Source organism: Variovorax nivicola, assembly GCF_051216475.1.
Taxonomy (GTDB): Bacteria; Pseudomonadota; Gammaproteobacteria; order Burkholderiales; family Burkholderiaceae_C; genus Variovorax.
Genome location: NZ_JBPJZK010000005.1, coordinates 341,436 through 358,756, shown reverse-complemented (window position 1 = coordinate 358,756; position 17,321 = coordinate 341,436). Strand labels below are relative to the sequence as shown.

Genomic DNA, 17,321 nt, shown 5'->3' with positions numbered 1-17,321 from the left:
GTCGTAGCTCCGGTGAGGATTGTTGGAATGGACAGGTGGGTAACTCAGATGAACAACTGGATGGCCGGCAACGCGCGCGGGGCGTTGAGCAGGTCGATGCGCTTCTCGCGGATCGACCAGCCGGTGGGAGTGCGAACAAGGTGATGGCGGGCGGTGCCGCTCAGCAGGATCTGGTCTTCGCCACGCGCCTCGACGTAGAGGAACGGCGTGCGCAGCCATGCTTCGTCGCCCTCCTCGCGCTCGATGCGCGAGGGCTGCAGCACATGCTGGCTGTGGCTGGCGGGATGCTGCGAATGCGCACGCGGGTTCTTGAGGCGGTCGACGCGCAACTGCAGCAGCAGCCTGTCTTCATAGGCCAGCGAGTTGTGCGAGAGCGGATCGGCCTGCGCCGCACCGAGCAGCGGCACCCAGTAGTGGCCGTCTTCGGCGAACAGGGCCAGCCAGTCGTCGAAGCGCCGCTCGTCGAGCAGCGCCGCCTCGTGGGCGACGAAATCGCGCGGGTCCGTCATGCCGCAGCCTCCATGCCCGCCGCCATGGACTTCGCCCAGGCGCGGAACTGGTTGCGCATCAGCAGTTCGTTGGTGCCGTTGGTGGTGACCGTGGCTTGCTGCGTCTCGGCCGGGTCGTAGTTGCGGTGCAGGCTCACCCACTCGTTGCCGCCGGCGCGCAGACCCTGCTGGATGCTCTCGAACAGGTGCACGTCGTCGTGCGCGACCACCGACATCGGCGAGAACACGAGGCGGTTGTAGCTCATGGCGCGCTCGAACAGCAGCGCGGGAGCACCCGCCGCGCGGAAGCTCCAGGCCTCGATCAGCGTGCGATTGGCCGCCAGAGGGCGGATCACGCGAATGGCCTGCGGCGAGCCCTTGACCGACAGGCTCGGGTAGAAGACCGAGTTCTGCGGCGAGCGCTGCAATATTTCGGTGGCACGCGCCTCGCCGTGCGCCGCACTCATCGCGGCCTCGTACTCGGGCAACTGCGCGTAGTTGGAGTGGATGCTGAAGTTCACCCCCAGCACGCTGTGCCCGTTGGCGAACACTCGCCCGCCCATCTTGTCGAAGAATTCGTAGCCCGAGCCGAAAGGCAATATCTGCTCCATCGCCATCGGCTTGGGGTCTGTGGGCGCATGGCCTTCCCACAGCGCCTCGGCCGCCTTGGTGGCCGACTCGTGCGTCGACATCGGGTGCACCGTGTCGTTGATGTTCTCCAGATACATCTTCCAGTTGCAGTGGACGATGTTGCGCAGCACGCCGCCGCCCACGGTCAGCTTGCCCTCGGGCGAGCGGTCGACCATGTTGTCGATGGCGCCCAGCACCTCGCCGAAGTAATCCTCGAACGAAGGCCCGCTGTCGGAAAGTCGCACGAACACGAAGTCGCGATACACCTTCACGTTCTTCACCACAGAGAGCCCCTGCCCCGACTCGCAGGCCTTGAGTTGAGTGCCCTCGTAGCCGTTCTTCAGCGGCAGCCCGAGCGGCGCGCCGTCGAGCTTGTAGGTCCACGCGTGATACGGGCAGCGGAAGAAACGACCGGTGTTGCCGCTCTCGTCCGTCACCAGTTGCGTGCCCTTGTGGGCGCAGCGGTTGTAGAGCACGTGCACATCGCCATCGGGCTGGCGCACCATCAGCAGCGGCCGCCCCGCGATGTCCTGCGTGACGAAGTCGCCGGCCTCGGGCACCTGGCTCGCATGGCCAAGAAAGACCCATGTGTTGGCGAACAGGTTCTCCTGTTCCAGCGCGAAAAGCTCTTCGTTGAGGTACAGGTCGCGGTGCACCCGGTCGTCCTGCACCAGCGCCGCGACAAGATCGGGGCGATTGCGATAGATGGTCATGGCGGTGTGCTCGGTAGTTCGGCGAAGACTACGGAACCAGCTTCCACTGGCCCTTGGTCATCTGCACGATGACCACGCCGCGCTGGTCGGAGCCATAGCGGTCGTCGGGCTTGAAGGTGTAGATGCCGTGCGTTCCCACCAGCTCGCGGGTAGCCACGATGGCGTCGCGCAGCGCCGTGCGGTACTGTGGCGTGCCCGGCTCGCCCTTGGTGCGCGATGCCGCATCGGCCAGCAGCAGGTAGGCGTCGTAGGTGTACGACGAGAACGCATCGGTCGGCACCACACCGTTGACCTTCTGGTAGGCGTTGCGAAAGCCCATCGACACCTTCTTGATCGGGTTGCTGTCGGGCAGTTGGTCGGCCACCAGCACCGGGCCGCTGGGCACCTGCAGGCCTTCGATGGAAGCGCCACCCACGCGCACGAAGTCGGCGTTGATGAGGCCGTGCGTGCCGTAGATCTTGCCCTTGTAGCCACGCTCAGCCAGCGCGATGTAAGGCAGCGCACCGGGCGTGCCCGAGTTGCCCGCGAACACAGCATCAGGCCGCGACGCGACGATCTTCAGCACCTGCCCGGCCACAGAAGAATCGCTGCGCGCATAGCGTTCGTTCGCCACCACCTTGATGCCGGCGGCGTCGGCGCTCTTCACCAGCGAGTCGTAGGCCAGATCGCCCAGCGCGTCGGAAAAACCGATGAAGGCCACCGTCTTCACGCCCGACTTCTTCATGCGCTCGACCACCCCAGCGACCATGAGCGGGAACGGTTGCGATACCGTCACCGTCCACGCGCCCTCGGGGCCGGCGATGGTGACCGGCGTGGGCGAGATCAGCGGCGTGTTCAGTTCCTTGGCCACTGCGGCGATGGCCATGGCGCCGGGAACACCCGACGTTCCGATGAGCACGTCGACCTTGTCCTCGGTCACCAGCTTGCGTGCGTTGCGGCCGGCGGTGGTGGGGTCTGACGCGTCGTCGAGCACGATCAGCTGGACCTTGCGTCCAGCAATCTCCGGGTGCTCGGCAATGGCGGCGCGGATACCCTTTTCGTACGGAATGCCGAGTGCGGCCACTGGACCCGAGAGCGAGCTGATGAAGCCGATCTTCAGGTCGGCCGCCAGGGTCTGTGAAGCCGCCAGGGCAAGTACCGTGGCGCTGAGGATGTGGGTGAATTTGTTCTTCATTTCGGTTTCCAAAACTGGGACTTGGCGTTCGGGGTGCGTGCGAATGACACCGGGTACTCCCCTCCGCGAATGTCCCCCGCCTTCGGCTCCTCCTTTATTTCGCTGCGGGGAGCACCCGGTGCCATTCGCACATGGACGCTGCGCTTATGCGGGCCGATCAACCACTGCGCTGAACGATCACGCCGATGGGGTGCCTTGCGCAGCGAAATAAAGGAGGAGGCCGCAGGCCGGGGGACATTCGCGGAGCAAGGTACCCCGTCGGCGTGAGCGCACCCTGAAGAGCCGGATGTCATCTCAGGGCACCAGCTTCCATTGCCCCTTCTCGAGCTTCACGACAACACGCGAGCGGTCGTCAGAACCATAGCGATCGGTAGGCTTGAAGTTGTAGACCGAGTGCGTACCAACCAGCTCCTTGGTACTGACGATGGCATCACGCAGAGCCAGCCGGAATTGCGGCGTACCCGGTTCAGCCTTGCTGGCCAACGCGCGCTGCGCAGCGTCGAGGTAGATCAGCCACGCATCGAAGCTGTAGGCCGAGAAGGTGTCGGTGGGCGCCGCGCCGTTGGCCTTCTGATAGGCGGCGCGGAAGTCCATCGCGATCTTCTTCATCGGGTTGTTGTCGGGCAACTGTTCAGCCACCACCACCGGGCCCGTGGGCGCCAACAGGCCTTCGACCGACGGGCCGCCGACGCGGATGAAGTCGGGGTTGATCAGCGAATGCATGCCGTAGATCTTTCCCTTGTAGCCGCGCTCGGTCAGTGCCAGGTACGGCAACGCACCTGGCGTGCCTGAGGCGCCGGTGATCACCGCGTCGGGGCGCAGCGCCACGATCTTCAGCACCTGGCCGGCCACCGACGAATCGCTGCGCGCATAGCGCTCGTTCGACACCACCTTGATGCCCGCCCCGGGCGCCGACTTCATGAGCGCGTCGTACACCAGGTCGCCCCAGGCGTCGGAGTAGCCGATGTAGGCCACCGTCTTCACGCCGGCCTGCTTCATCTTCTCGACCATCGCGCCCATCATCAATGGCGCAGGCTGCGGCAGCGTCACCATCCATGCGCCCTCCTCGCCGGCCAGGTCGGCATTGGCGATGGAGATCAGCGGGGTCTTGGTTTCACGCGCCACGCCGGCAATGGCCAGCGAGCCCGGTGCACCGGCCGTGCCGATGATGACGTCGACCTTGTCTTCCTCGATCAGCTTGCGCGCGTTGCGCGCCGCCGTGGACGGGTCGGACGCATCGTCGAGCTGGATCACCTGGACCTTACGGCCTGCGACCTCCGACTTGTAGGCCACTGCAGCCTTCATGCCCTTGTCGTACGGAATGCCGAGCGACGACACCGGCCCCGACATCGAGGTGATGAAGCCGACCTTGAGATCGGCGGCCCACGCGCTCGCGGCGCTCAGCGCGCCGAGGCCCGCGGCAATGGCCGCGAGTGTGCGAATTCGGTTCAGGACTTTCATGGCGAGACTCCAGAGGTGGTTTTGGATGAACGTGAGGAAAGCAAAAACTCAGAGGGCGAGACTTCCGACGCTGGTGCCGCCGCACACATACAGCACCTGGCCCGTGACGAAGCTGTTGTCGGCATCGGCGAAGAAACGCACGGCGCGTGCCACATCGGCCGATTCGCCAAGGCGCTTGACCGGCACCGAGGCTGCGAGCGCGCGTTCCTTCTCGCTGCCGGCCTCGACCACGTCGTAGAACATGTCGGTACGGATCGGCCCCGGGGCCACCACGTTCACCGTGATGCCGTCGGCCGCCAACTCCAGCGCCCAGGTGCGCGCCATGCCCAGCATGCCGGCCTTGGTGGCCGAGTAGCTGGTGCGCGTGGCCAGGCCCAGCGCGGCGCGTGACGACAGCAGCACCACGCGGCCGAAGCGCTGTGCACGCATCGCGGGCAACGCACCTTGCACGAGCTGTATCGCACAGCCCAGGTGCAGGTCGACCAGCGCGTCGAGGTCGTCGAGCTTCACTTCGGGCAGCAGCGCGGCGCGGATGACGCCTGCGTTGTGGACGATGGTGGTCGGCGCAAAGCGTTCGACCAGCTCGCGCACTGCCTCGCCGGTAGCTGCGCGGTCGCTCAGGTCGACCTCGATGCTGTGCAGCTTCGGGTGATCGATCTCGGCCTTGCGGCGCGCGAGCGACACCACCTCGTAGCCCTGCGCGAGCAGGTCTTCGCAGATCGCCTTGCCGATGCCGGCGCTGCCGCCGGTGACGGCCGCGATCTTGGGCGCCGTGTTCATGCCGAAGCTCCTACCAACGCGAGCACACGCAGCGGGCTGCCGCTGCCCTTCTCGATCTTCAGCGGCGGGCAGATCAGCACCGCGCCGGCCGGTGGCAGCAGGTCGAGATTGCTCAGGCACTGCAGCCCGTAGCGGCCCGCGCCGTGCATGTAGTAGTGGCACGGGTACGGCGGCCGCAGGTGATAGCCCTGCCCCGCGTCGGTGCCGATGGCTTCGGAGCCGAAGCCCAGCACGTCGCGTTGCTCGACCAGGAAGCGAACGGCCGCGGTGCTCGGGCCCGGCGTGTGCTGGCCCGTTTCATCGAAGTTCTGGTAGGCCTCCGGGTCGGTGCGCTTCGACCAGTCGGTGCGCATCAGCACCCACGCGCCCTTGGGGATGCGGCCATGCGCTGCCTCGTAGGCCTCGATGTCCTCGAGGGTCAGCAGGTAGTCGGGGTCGTCCTTCACCTGCGGAGAGCAATCGATCACGCAGGCCGGCGCTACGAAGTGCTGCACGGGAATGGTGTCGACCGAGTTGTTCGGCAGGTCGCGGCCGGAGATCCAGTGGATCGGCGCGTCGAAGTGCGTGCCGGTGTGCTCGCCGCAGGAAAAATTGTTCCAGTACCAGCCCGGGCCGCGCTCGTCGTACTTCGACACTTCCTCGATACGGAAGGGCCAGCACTGGCCCATCTCTGGCGGCAGCGCGATCTGCGGGAACTCGGGCGTGAGCGTCTGCGTGAGGTCGATCACGCGGATGCGGCCACTGGCCATTGCGGTCACGAGGCCGCTGAGGATTTCGGCGGCGGACATCAGTTCGGTGGTTGTCGTCATCGTGTGGCTCCTGTTCTCAGCCGCCTGCGGCCAACTCGCGCTCGAGCACCTTGGGGTTGTCGCGCCAGCGCTCCAGCCACTCCTGCGCCACGTCGCCGGGGTAGACGTCTTCCACGCCGTCGCGCAGCGCCTTCACGATGGCATTGGCTAGCGCGGTGGGTGCGAGCTTGGGCGGTGGCGTGTGCTGGTTCCATTCGTCGTCGATGGGCCCCGGGAACACGTTGATCACGCGGATGCCGGCCGGCCGCATCTCGGCACGCAGGCACTGCGCGAGCGAATGCGCGGCCGCCTTCGATGCGCTGAAGGTGCCGTGCGGCGGGAAGTTGCTCAGCGCGTAGATCGACAGCAGGTTGACCCATGCGGTCGCGCCCGTCGCGCCATCGGCCGAGCGGCCCTTGAGCGCGGGGCCGAACTCTTGCGCCAGTCGCAGCAGGCCGAAGTAGTTGATGTCCATCTCGGCCTTGGCCACGTCGGTGCCGCGCCGCGCGCCGATGCCGAAGGTGCGGTGCACCTCGGCGTTGTTGATCACGATGTCGACCTTGCCGCCGATGGAGCCCGCAAGCTCGGTCACCTGGCGGCCGTTGGTCAAGTCCAGCGGCACGAGCGTGACCTGCGGTAGCGCCGAGATGTCGTCGAGCCCATCGCCCATCTTCTTCCAGGGCTCGGCATGGCCGACCCAGACGATGTCGGCGCCAGCTTTCACCAGTGCGCGCACGATGGCCTGGCCGGTCTCGGTCTTGCCGTCGGTCACCAGCGCCTTGCGGAACTTCGGGTCGCTGGTCATTTCGCGAAGCATCTTGTCGTCGGCCATGTGGGCACTCCCTTCATTCGGAAAACCAATGAGAACGGCCTGCCCCGCACGGTCGAGCCGGGCGCCGACACGCACGCGCTGCGGAGCATCGCCAACCTCGCCATGCAGGTGGACCATGAGCGTTGGCCCGGCATCGAGGTGCACCAGGCCCAGCCGCCATGGCAGCCGCTCGCGGAAGAACAGGTCGTTGCTGTGATGCAGCGTGGTGCTGCCGAGCAGTTCGCCCTCGCCGCTCTGCTGGCGCCAGCGCAGGGCCGCCGAGAGGCACTTGTGGCAGACCTCGCGCGGCGGGTACTGCACCGTGCCGCAGTCTTCACAGGTCTGCAGTTCGAAACGGCCTTCAGCGGCAGCAGCCGTGAGGCCGAGCGCCACGCGGCCACGCGCGCCGGGCGGCAGGTTCATCTGCCGGGTGCGCAGCACCGGGTTCTTGCGCGGGGGGCGCATCAGGGGCATCGTCATGCGGGTCTCCCGAGGATGACGGCGCCTGTGCACAGGCAGCGGTCGTAGGTCACCATGCCGAAGCCGGCGACCAGGCCCAGTTGTGCGTCGGGCACGGTGCGTGGGCCGGCCTGATCGGTCAGTTGGCGGATCGCCTCGACCATGCCGAGGAAGCCACCCGCCGCACCCGCCTGTCCGGCCGAGAGCTGCCCGCCACTCGTATTGTTCGGAAAGCTGCCGTCGAAGGTCATGGTGTTGGCCTGCACAAAGGCCGGGCCTTCGCCCTTCTCGCAGAAGCCCAGGTCTTCGAATTGCATCATCACGATGACGGGGTAGTCGTCGTAGGTCTGCACGAAGTCGAGTTCGGCGGGCTGGATGCCGGCCTGCGCGTACAGATCGTCGCGGTCCTTACGCCATCCGCCCTGCACCATCACGGGGTCTTCGGCGTAGGCGTTGTGGCGTTCGATGGCGCCGCGGATCACCACATGCGCCAGGCCCAGGTCGCGTGCACGCTCCTCGCTCATCACGAGGAAGGCATCGGCGCCCGCGCATGGCATCACGCAGTCGAACAGGTGAATGGGGTCGGAGATGGGGCGCGCGGCCATGTACTCATCGAGCGTCAGGCCCTTCTTGAACATCGCGTTCGGGTTGCCCAGCGCGTTGGTGCGCTGGTCCACGCAGATGCGGCCGAAGTCTTCGCGCTTCGCTCCGTAGGTGCGCATGTAGTTGGCGGTGATGAACGCGAAGATCGAGTTCGGGCCGCCCGAGCCGTAGGGGTAGCTTGCATCGCGCGCGAAGTTGCTGAAGCTGCCGAGCGTCTGGCGGAAGGAATCCACGTGGTTGGTGTCGGCCCCCACGCAGGCCACGATGTCGGCATCGCCCGCCTGCACGGCCCGCGCGGCGCGGCGCAGACACATCACGCCCGAGGCACCGCCGGTGGGCACATGGTCGAGCCAGCGCGGCGACAGGCCCAGGTGCTGTGTGACGCCAACGGCCGTGTCGGGCGCGAGCGAGAAACTGCTGAGGCACAGGCCATCGATCTGCTCCTTGGCCACCCCACTGGCCTCGACCAGCGCCTCGATGGCTTGGCCGATGAACCAGTGCGCCGTGCGCGTGGAATAACGCACGTAGGGCACGGTGACAGGCACCGCGACCGCGACGCCTTCGTAAGAGAGCCGTCGTTTAATCGTCATGCCTGCCTCTTCTTCATGGCGCGTGTGTCGACGCAATGGCCCTGGCCGGGCAGCGACTGCGCCATTTCGCGCAGTTGACCGCGCTGGATCTTCTGCGAAGGCGTGAGCGGCAGCGCATCGACGAAGGCCACGTAGCCGGGCGCCTTGTAGTACGCCAGCTGGGCCAATGCGTGTTCGACGATGCTGGCGGCGACCTGCGCGCGCTGCGAGACATCGACGCCCTCGCGCATCACGATGCAGGCCAGCACTTCGTCGCCGCGCACCGCATCGGGCGTGGCGGCCACGGCCGAAGTCTTTACCGCCGGGTGCTGGTTGAGCACGCTCTCGACCTCGACGGCGGAAATGTTCTCGCCGCTGCGGCGGATCACGTTCTTCTTGCGATCGACGAAGAAGAAGTTGCCCTCTGCATCGCGGCGCACCAGGTCGCCGGTGTGGAACCAGCCGTCGGCCCAGGCTTCGCGCGTGGCCTCCTCGTCCTTCAGGTAGCCGGAGAAGAAATAGCGCTTCGGGTCATCGCCGGCCGAACGCACCAGCAGCTCGCCCGGTGCATCGACGCCGACGTCGCTTCCATCTTCGCCCATGAGGCGAATCTCTACGAAGTTTTCCTGCCGTCCGAAGCAGCTGGTGCCCACAAGGCGCGGCTCGCGGTTGGCCATGATGCAGGCGGCTGCGCCGGTCTCGGTCATGGCCCAGGCCTCAACCAGCGGGAAGCCGAAGCGCTCCTCGAAGGGCGAATGGTTCTTGCGGTCCACGCCGGCGCCGAAGCCCCAGCGAATAACGTGGTCGCAGTCGGCCGCCGATGCGGGCGCGGACAGCAGCATGGCCGGCATCACGCCCAGGTAGTGAACGATGGTCGCGCCGCTCTCCTTTGCACTCGCCAGCCACGTCTTCGGATGGAAGCGATCGAGCTGCACCAGGCAGCCGCCCGCGACCAGCACCACCATGGTGGAGAAGGCCATCGCGTTCATGTGGTTGAGCGGCAGCGGCGTGATGACGCGCTCAGCATCGGGACGGATGCTGCACACGCCGTCGAGCGCCGCGTACCACTCACCCGCACGCAGGAAGTAGGCATTGCTCAGGATGCAGCCCTTTGGCCGGCCCGTGGTGCCCGAGGTGTAGAGCAAGCCGCATTCGGTGTCGGCGCCCACGGGTTCATGGGCGCGCGGTGCGGCGGTCTTCGCTGGCGGCACCGCGTCTTCAGGCCCCATCGTCTCGAACGCCACGCCTGCCTGCGCTGCCGCGGCACGCAGGTCAGCCGCGCGCGCCGGCAGCGTCACAGCCAGGCCGATCTCGCTGTGGCCAATCAGGTAGACCAGCTCGGCCGAGCGCATCTCGGCGTTGATCGGCACCACGCTTACGCCCAGCGCATTTAGCGCGAGCCAGTGGAAGATGAAGGCAGGCCGGTTCTCCAGCAGCAGGCCGACGCGATGACCGTGCCCGTAGCCGGCTTGCGCGTAGGCCGCGCGCAGGCGTTCGATCTGCTCCGCTGCCTGGCCCCAGCGGATGGCGCCTGCTTCGATGCCATAGGCGGCCGCAGTCACCGATTCGGTGAACAGGAATTCGGCTTGCGGCGTGCGCGCCGCGGTAGCCGCAAAAACGTCGTGGACGGTGGCGAGAGCGGTGGAGTCTTGCATCGCGTCCCTAGATGAAGAGCTGCACGGCCGGCAGGGCCGCGTCGCAGTTGAGCAAGTTGACGCGCTTGAGCGTCATGCGCAGCGCGCCGTCCTGCACCGTGAGGTGGTGGAAGAAGGTGCCGACGTAGAACTGCAGCTCGTCGCCCTGCGATTCGGTGTAGTGGAACCCGGTGCGCACCACGTAGCGATTGGCCTCGGCATCGAACTGCTCGACCACCGGCACTTGCAACAGGTGGTGGCAGCGGCTCGGCGGCTGCTGAGAGAAAGCGCGCGGACTCTTGAGGCGCTCGATGCGCAGGTCGCGCAGCAGCTTGTCTTCGTAGAGGTGCGAGGTGTGGTTGAGGCCGTCTTCCTGGTCAGGCACGAGCGGCACCCAGTAGAAGGCGTCATCGGTAAAGAGCGCGTTCCATTCTTCGTAGCGGCGCGTGTCGAGCAGGTGCGCTTCGTTCACGACGAAGTCGATCAGGTCCTGGCGGGTGACTTCTGTGGTGCCGGCCATCACATCGTCTCCGTCATGCGCTGGACCCAGCTGCGGTACTGGTTGCGCATGGGCAGTTCGTTGGTGCCGCCCGTGGTGATCTCGCCGCCCTTCAGCTCCGAAGGGTCGTAGTCGCGGTGCAGGCTGACCCACTCGTTGCCGCTCGCGTGCAGGCCGGCCTGCATGCCGCGATAGGCCTGCAGGTCGTCATGCCCGACCACCGAGAACGGCGAATTGATGAGCCGGTTGTACATGGTGGTGCGCTGCAGCAGTTCGGGCGGCGCGCCCTTGAGGCGGAAGGTCCAGCTCTCGATCAGCGTCTTGTCGGCCGAGATCGGCTTGACCACGCGGATCGCCTGGATCGCGCCCTTGATCGTGAGGTTCGGGTAGTACACGGTGTTGTGCCGCGCCATGCCGAGGATCTGCGCCGTCTTCTCCTCGCCGTAGCGCGCCTTCATGGCGTCGTCGTACGCAGGGATCGCCTTGTACTTGCTGTGGATGCTGAAGTGCACACCCGTGAAGCTGTGGCCGTTGTCGTAGGTGCGGATGCCCATGTCCTCGAAGAACTTGTAGTCGGACATGAAGGGGGCGAACTGCTCTACCGCCATGGGCTTGGGCTCGTCTTCGGGCTTGTCGGCCCACATGCGCTTGGCGGTGCCGGCCGAGGACTCGTGCGCCACCATGGGATGCATGGTGTCGTTGAGGTTCTCGACGAACATCTTCCAGTTGCACTGGTGCATGAAGCGCAGGCAGCCGCCCGCGATTTCGAGCTCGCCTTCGGGCGAGCGGTCGGCCATGTTGTCGATGGAGCTCAGCGAGTCGCCGAAGTATTCGTCGAAGCCGGGGCCCGCGTCGTTGATCTTCACGAAGATGAAACCGCGGTGGCTGCGCACGTGCTTCACGGTGGTGAGGCCCTTGCCCGACTCGCACTCGTGCAGTTGCGTGTGCTCGTAGCCCGTCTTCAGCGGAATCGCGAGCGGTGCGCCGTCTGTCTTGAATGTCCAGGCGTGGTATGGGCAGCGGAAGAACTTGCCGGTGTTGCCGCAGGGCCCGTTCACGAGCCGCGAGCCTTTGTGGGCGCAGCGATTCATCATCGCGCGCACGCTGCCATCGGAGTGGCGCACGATGATCAGCGGGCGGCCCGCGATCTCGTTGCTGATCCAGTCGCCGGGTTTCGGCAGTTGGCTTTCATGGCCGACGTAGTTCCAGGTGTTGGCAAAGAAGTGCTCCTGCTCCAGCTCGAACAGTTCCTGGCTGGTGTACAGGTCGCGGTGCACGCGATCATCCTGCACCAGCGCGCGAATGGCATCGGGGTTGTCTCGGTACGAGGTCATGGTTCTAGTGGCTCCTGGCTTCAGATGTCCAGCACCAGGCGCGCGCCCTTGACGCGCGAGATGCAGATCTGCATGACGTTGCCTTCCGCCTTCTCGCGGGCGGTGAGCACGTAGTCGCGGTGATCGATCTCGCCTTCGAGCACGGGCACTGCGCATACGCCGCATTCGCCGCGCTTGCAGTCGAACATCGGGTCACAGCCGTTCTCGATGAGGCAGTCGAGGATGCTCTGGTCGGCCGGCACGGTGAAACGCTGGCCCGACTGGGCGAGCTCCACCTCGAAGGGCTGGTCGCCCTCTTCCGCGACGGGCTCGGTGAAGAGTTCGAAGTGCACGCGGTCGTGGTCCCAGCCGCGCGCCTGGGTGCGCTCGAGCACGGCGTCGAGCATAACCTTGGGGCCGCAGACGTAAAGGCGGTCGCCGGTGGGAACGCTGTCGAGCAGCGCGTCGATGTCGAGCGGCGCGCCGGCCTCGGCGTCGGCATGCACGCGCAGGTCGTCACCGAGCAGTGCCTGTAGCTCGGGCAGGAAGGCCATCAGGTCACGGCTGCGGCCGGCGTAGTGCATGCGCACGGCTGCACCTTCGGCGCGGCGGCGGGCGGCCATGGTGGCGAGCGGTGTCACGCCGATGCCGCCGGCCACCAGCACGGTGCCGCCGGGTCCGGTGTGCAGCGGAAAGTCGTTCTTCGGTGCCTCGATGGCGAGGGTGTCGCCCTCCTTCAGCTGCTCGTGCATGAAGCGCGAGCCGCCCCGGCCTTCGGCTTCCTTGCGCACGGCGATCACGTATTCCGCCGGTGCATTGGTGGCGTTGCGCGCCGTGTCGAAGTTGACGAGCGAGTAGTGGCGCCAGTCGGTCTTGCCGTCTGGCAGCGACACCTGCACGCGGATGTGCGCGCCGGCCGCGAAGCCAGGCAGCGCGCGGCCATCTTCGGCACGCAGGCGCAGCATGCGGATCAGCGGATTCAACGCCCGCGCCTCGACGACGCGCAGTGAGAGGGTGGCTGAGGGTGCGGTCATCTTCGTCTCGTCTCTTCAGGCCAGTGCGTGCTGCGCCAGTGCGGCCTGCAGCTTGTGGCCGTGTTCGTCGGCCAGGGCCGCGTCGCGCAGTTCGCGCAGCGTGGCCGGGGCCAGTGCGGCGCCTGCGCGTTCGACCGCGCGCATCACGGTGTCGTAGTTGCGGATGCCCCGCTCGTGCGTGTCGCTGTAGCCCTTGACGAGGCGTTGGCACTGCGCAAGTTCAACGGCCAGTTCGGGGTTGCGTTGCGCGGTGGCGGCAATGCGCTGCAGCCATTCCTCGATGCGGCGGTTTTCCTCGGCATAGCGCATCGTCGACAGGCGCCAGCGCTTGCATGCCGCCACGATGCGCAGCATGAGGTAGCCGCGCAGCGAGCTGGTCTGGATCACGCGGCCGTGTTGGGTGAAGCGCTCGACGAGCTTCTTGGGCATCGTCGAGTTCATGAGCCAGCGGCCGATGCCGCCGGGCAGCGTCTCGCAGATTTCCTGCATGCGCGGGTGCATGTATTCGTTGATGGCAAGCACCTGGCCCGGTTGTACGCGGGCCTCGCCGCGCACGCGCTCGAAACGGGTGGCGCGGGTCTTCAGGGCCGCGACGCGGGCGGTGTCTTCGTAGGACATCCAGAGCGCGAGGTGGCGCGCGGTTTCGCGCAGCAGGCGATGGTCGTCGCTGCCTGGCAGCGCGGCGATGGCGGCCATGCGGTTGAGGTACAGGCTGGCGTAAGCCGGGTCCTGGTAGTCGATGAGGCGGCGCACACCTTCGAGCAGGAAGTCCTGCGCTTGCACCGGGAAGTCATGTTGCACCCGCTCGACCAATGCCCGCACGGCCGGGTGGCGCGGTTGGGGTGCTGGTGCAGCGATAGGCACTTCTTTCGCAGGCTCACCGTCGTCACCGCCTTGCGCGCGAGCGAACGCCGCGCCGAAAGCCTTGAGACTGGGCTTCACGCCCACGCCGCCGCGCTCGATGGTTGCCTCGAACTGCGCGCGGCTGAACGGCAGCACGCCCGAACCTGCCAGCGTGCCGAACAGCACCGCGCTGATCACGCTGCCCGAGGCTTCGGCTGCCTGCGCCATGTCGAAGCGGATGAAGCGCTTGGCTGCCTTGGCGGTGTGTGCGAGGAGCTGGTCGCTGTCGACGCGGCCGTCGCCCAAGGCGCTTTTCTCCGCGATGGAGAACACGCGGTGCGTGGATGCGATCAGCGTGGTGCGGTCGCGCGTGACGAGGCCGCGCTGCACGGCGCGCCCGGCCTCCATGAGCTCCGACGCCAGCACCACGTCGACGTCGCCCGGCAGCGGCATCAACGCGAGCACTGGCAGGCCGCCATCGGCTTCGGCCTGCGCCGAGGGATACAGCTCGACGTAGTAGATGGTCGCGCCGGTGCGCTGGGCCACGCCCGGCACCGAGGTGGTCTGGGCGACGTAGCCGTTGGCCTCGCCCATGTCGACGATCCAGTCGGCCAGCACGCCGCCGCCCTCCCCGCCCATGGCGAGGATGGCAATCTTGATAGGTTGTGCGTTGCTCGTCATTGCTTCAGAAGGCATAGGCTTCACGGCGGCGCGCCTCGCCGCGCTGCAGCCAGCCGATGACGGCTGCGCGCACGCGTTCGCGCAACACATCCCAGCGACTGGGGTTGCTCACGATCTGGGCCTTGTAGAACGACGGGCACAGCACAGCTGCATGCGAGACCTCGCCGCACACGCCGCAGCCCACGCAGCTGTCGAGCACGGTTGCGACCGGGTCGGTGCGCAGCGGATCGGGGTTGGGCTTGATCGACAGCGACGGGCAGCCCGACAGGCGAATGCAGGAGTGGTCGCCGGTGCAGGTGTCGGAATCGACGCCGAACTTCTCGCGCACCATGCGCTTGCCATCGGCGATGGCCTTGCGCACCAGCGGCTTCTCGCGGCGCTGCTTGTTGAGCATGCACTCCGACTGGGCGATCAGGACCTTCGGGCCCTTCTTCGTCGTGGTGAGCGCGTCTTTCAGCGCGTCGCGCATGCCTGCCACGTCATAGGTGCGGCGCAGCGTCTTGACCCACTCGACGCCCACGCCGCGCACGGCGCGCTCGATTTCGTGGCCGGTGCTGCGCGTCTTGTTGACGGCGTGCGACGACAGGATGTCCTGCCCGCCCGTGGCCGAGGTGTAGTTGTTGTCGACGACGATGGTGAGGTTGTCGCTCTTGTTGAAGACCGCGTTCGCTACACCACTGGTGAGGCCGTTGTGCCAGAAGCCGCCGTCGCCCATCATCGAGATCGCGCGCTTGCCGGCGGGTGCATTGAGCGCCGCGGCACCTGCGCCGCCCAGGCCGTAGCCCATGGTGGTGTTGCCGATGTTGAAGGGCGGCAGGATGGAGAACAGGTGGCAGCCGATGTCGGCGCTCACGTGGTGCGCTCCGAGTTCGCGCTCGACCAGCTTCATGGCGCTGAAGATGGGGCGCTCGGGGCAGCCGGTGCAGAAGCCCGGCGGGCGGGCGTGGACCACTTCGCCCAGCGACGTCGACGGCTGCGCGGGTTCGGGTGCAGCATCGACACCGATGGCGGCCACTTCCTTCAACGGGATCACCTTGCGCACCGGCGCGGGTACCGGCAGCGGCGCCAGGCGTTCATAGCGCTCGCAGAAGCTGCGTGCGCCCTTGAGCAGTTCGGAGGCGGTGTACTCGCCAGCCACCGGCAGCATGTCCTTGCCGTGCAGCGCGGTGGTCGAGCCGGCCTGTCGCAGGATGGTCGCGAGGTTCTGCTCGACGAAGTTGGGCTGCCCTTCTTCCACGACCATCACCGCGCGCTTGCCTTCGCAGAAGCGGATCACCTCGCTCTCGATGACGGGATAGGCCACGTTCATCACATAGAGCGGCACCTGCGTATTGCCGTAGACGTCGGCCAGGCCCAGGCGCTCAAGGGCGCGCAGCAGCGTGTTGTAGCTGCCGCCCTGCACGATGATGCCGATGTCGTCGGCGTCTTCGGAGAAGAACTCGTTGAGCTTGCGCTCCTCGATGAAGCGCACGGCGGCGGGCCAGCGGTCTTTCACCTTCTCCTGCTCGTGCACGAAGCTCGCGGGCGGCAGCACGATGCGGCTGACGTCGCGCTGCGGATTTTCGAGCGCGTCTTTCAGCGTGAACTTCGGGCGGCGGTTGTCGCCTGCAATGAAGTGGCCGTGCACGTGGCAAGCGCGGATGCGCAGCTGCAGCATCACCGGCGTGTTGCTGGCCTCGGAGAGATCGAAGCCCTGCTTCACTGCATCGACGATGCTGGGCAAATTGGGGCGAGGGTCGAGCAGCCAGATCTGCGACTTCATGGCGAAGGCATGGCTGCGCTCCTGCATGATCGACGAGCCCTCGCCATAGTCTTCGCCGACGATGATGAGCGCGCCGCCAGTGACGCCGCCGGATGCCAGGTTGGCCAGCGCGTCGGACGCGACGTTGGTGCCCACGGTCGCCTTGAAGGTGACGGCGCCGCGCAGCGGGTAGTTGACGGAAGCGGCCAGCGTGGCGGCAGCAGTGGCCTCGCTCGCGCTGTTCTCGAAGCGGATGCCCTGCTCGGCGAGGATGTCTTGTGCGTCGGCCAGCACGTCCATCAGGTGCGAGATGGGTGCACCCTGGTAGCCCGCCACATAGGAAACTCCCGATTCGAGCAAGGCCTTGGTGACCGCCAGAATGCCCTCCCCACGAAAGACTTCCCCACCAGAAAGCCGCAGCTTCTTGACTTCTTCAACGAATGAACGCTCGGCCATCTGGGTCCTTGTTGTCTATCGTGGGACGATGCGCTTCGGGAGCTGCATCGCGGTTCATATAATGTTGACAAATGAATGTATCCACAATCATGAATTACCCTAGACATGCAAACAGCGTGCCCGCGGCGACTGTGAGGTGCCTTCATGGCTGAAGAACAACCCATCGAATCGCATCGCTTCGTCGATGACTACCTGCCGGCGCTGCTGGCGCAGGCCAGCCAGCTGATCTCCTCTGAGTTTCACGAGGTCGCGCGTCAGCAGGGTTTTTCCGTATCGGAGTGGCGCGTGATGGCATCGCTCGCAGGCAGCGAACCGATCAGCATCGGCCAGCTCGCACAGGTGACGGTGACCAAGCAACCCACGGTGACGCGGCTGCTGGACCGCATGGAATCGCGCGGACAGGTCGAACGCCTGCCCCACGAAAGTGATCGCCGCATCACGCTGGTGCGCATCACGCGCAAGGGGCTGAAGGCGGTCGAGCACCTGATGGAACTGGCGCGCGACCACGAGCGGCGCGTGCTCGAACCCTTCGGGCTGCGACGCGCCGAAGAGCTCAAGCAGACGCTGCGGCAGATGATCGACCTGCACGTGCATGTGCCGGTCGAGGAGCCGCAAGAAGACTGAGCTTGCTTGCTCTCCTCTCC

15 protein-coding genes are annotated in these 17,321 nt (G+C 66.5%); 1 reads left to right on the top strand and 14 read right to left on the bottom strand.

What is annotated here, in order from left to right:
* Nucleotides 1-44 precede the first annotated feature (44 nt).
* The 14 genes from ACSFBF_RS21950 to ACSFBF_RS21885 form a co-directional block, all read right to left on the bottom strand.
* The gene (locus ACSFBF_RS21950; RefSeq protein ID WP_435470642.1) at nucleotides 45-509 is read right to left on the bottom strand and encodes an aromatic-ring-hydroxylating dioxygenase subunit beta; all 465 of its coding nucleotides are present in this window, start codon (nucleotides 507-509) and stop codon (nucleotides 45-47) included.
* Complete coding sequence (locus ACSFBF_RS21945) at nucleotides 506-1,831, bottom strand: aromatic ring-hydroxylating dioxygenase subunit alpha (protein ID WP_435470640.1); 1,326 nt, start codon at nucleotides 1,829-1,831, stop codon at nucleotides 506-508. The genes ACSFBF_RS21950 and ACSFBF_RS21945 overlap by 4 nt, the downstream gene beginning before the upstream one ends.
* A gap of 28 nt (nucleotides 1,832-1,859) precedes the next feature.
* Complete coding sequence (locus ACSFBF_RS21940) at nucleotides 1,860-3,005, bottom strand: ABC transporter substrate-binding protein (protein ID WP_435470638.1); 1,146 nt, start codon at nucleotides 3,003-3,005, stop codon at nucleotides 1,860-1,862.
* 294 nt (nucleotides 3,006-3,299) lie between these two features.
* A complete protein-coding gene (locus ACSFBF_RS21935; protein WP_435470636.1) occupies nucleotides 3,300-4,466 on the bottom strand; it encodes an ABC transporter substrate-binding protein in 1,167 nt (388 codons plus the stop codon).
* A 48-nt stretch (nucleotides 4,467-4,514) separates the two neighbouring features.
* Entirely contained in the window at nucleotides 4,515-5,246 is a 732-nt protein-coding gene (locus ACSFBF_RS21930) for an SDR family oxidoreductase (protein ID WP_435470634.1), read from the bottom strand.
* Nucleotides 5,243-6,055, bottom strand: coding sequence for a cyclase family protein (locus ACSFBF_RS21925; protein WP_435470632.1), 813 nt, complete (start codon nucleotides 6,053-6,055; stop codon nucleotides 5,243-5,245). The genes ACSFBF_RS21930 and ACSFBF_RS21925 overlap by 4 nt, the downstream gene beginning before the upstream one ends.
* 16 nt (nucleotides 6,056-6,071) lie before the next feature.
* Entirely contained in the window at nucleotides 6,072-7,325 is a 1,254-nt protein-coding gene (locus ACSFBF_RS21920) for an SDR family NAD(P)-dependent oxidoreductase (RefSeq protein ID WP_007831255.1), read from the bottom strand.
* Entirely contained in the window at nucleotides 7,322-8,497 is a 1,176-nt protein-coding gene (locus tag ACSFBF_RS21915) for a thiolase family protein (RefSeq protein WP_435470630.1), read from the bottom strand. Before ACSFBF_RS21915 ends, ACSFBF_RS21920 begins: the two co-directional genes overlap by 4 nt.
* Nucleotides 8,494-10,131 carry an AMP-binding protein gene (locus ACSFBF_RS21910; RefSeq protein ID WP_435470628.1) on the bottom strand — a complete coding sequence of 546 codons (1,638 nt, stop codon included), beginning with the start codon at nucleotides 10,129-10,131 and terminating at the stop codon, nucleotides 8,494-8,496. Before ACSFBF_RS21910 ends, ACSFBF_RS21915 begins: the two co-directional genes overlap by 4 nt.
* 7 nt (nucleotides 10,132-10,138) lie before the next feature.
* Entirely contained in the window at nucleotides 10,139-10,630 is a 492-nt protein-coding gene (locus ACSFBF_RS21905) for an aromatic-ring-hydroxylating dioxygenase subunit beta (protein WP_435470626.1), read from the bottom strand.
* Complete coding sequence (locus tag ACSFBF_RS21900; protein WP_435470624.1) at nucleotides 10,630-11,943, bottom strand: aromatic ring-hydroxylating dioxygenase subunit alpha; 1,314 nt, start codon at nucleotides 11,941-11,943, stop codon at nucleotides 10,630-10,632. The genes ACSFBF_RS21905 and ACSFBF_RS21900 overlap by 1 nt, the downstream gene beginning before the upstream one ends.
* A 20-nt stretch (nucleotides 11,944-11,963) precedes the next feature.
* Complete coding sequence (locus ACSFBF_RS21895; RefSeq protein WP_435470622.1) at nucleotides 11,964-12,956, bottom strand: PDR/VanB family oxidoreductase; 993 nt, start codon at nucleotides 12,954-12,956, stop codon at nucleotides 11,964-11,966.
* A 15-nt stretch (nucleotides 12,957-12,971) separates the two neighbouring features.
* Nucleotides 12,972-14,480, bottom strand: coding sequence for an indolepyruvate oxidoreductase subunit beta family protein (locus ACSFBF_RS21890; RefSeq protein ID WP_435470620.1), 1,509 nt, complete (start codon nucleotides 14,478-14,480; stop codon nucleotides 12,972-12,974).
* A 4-nt stretch (nucleotides 14,481-14,484) separates the two neighbouring features.
* Entirely contained in the window at nucleotides 14,485-16,677 is a 2,193-nt protein-coding gene (locus ACSFBF_RS21885; RefSeq protein ID WP_435458760.1) for a thiamine pyrophosphate-dependent enzyme, read from the bottom strand.
* A 144-nt stretch (nucleotides 16,678-16,821) separates the two neighbouring features.
* Between ACSFBF_RS21885 and ACSFBF_RS21880 the strand changes: the two genes are divergently transcribed.
* Nucleotides 16,822-17,301 carry a MarR family winged helix-turn-helix transcriptional regulator gene (locus ACSFBF_RS21880; protein ID WP_435470617.1) on the top strand — a complete coding sequence of 160 codons (480 nt, stop codon included), beginning with the start codon at nucleotides 16,822-16,824 and terminating at the stop codon, nucleotides 17,299-17,301.
* The last annotated feature ends 20 nt before the right edge of the window (nucleotides 17,302-17,321 follow it).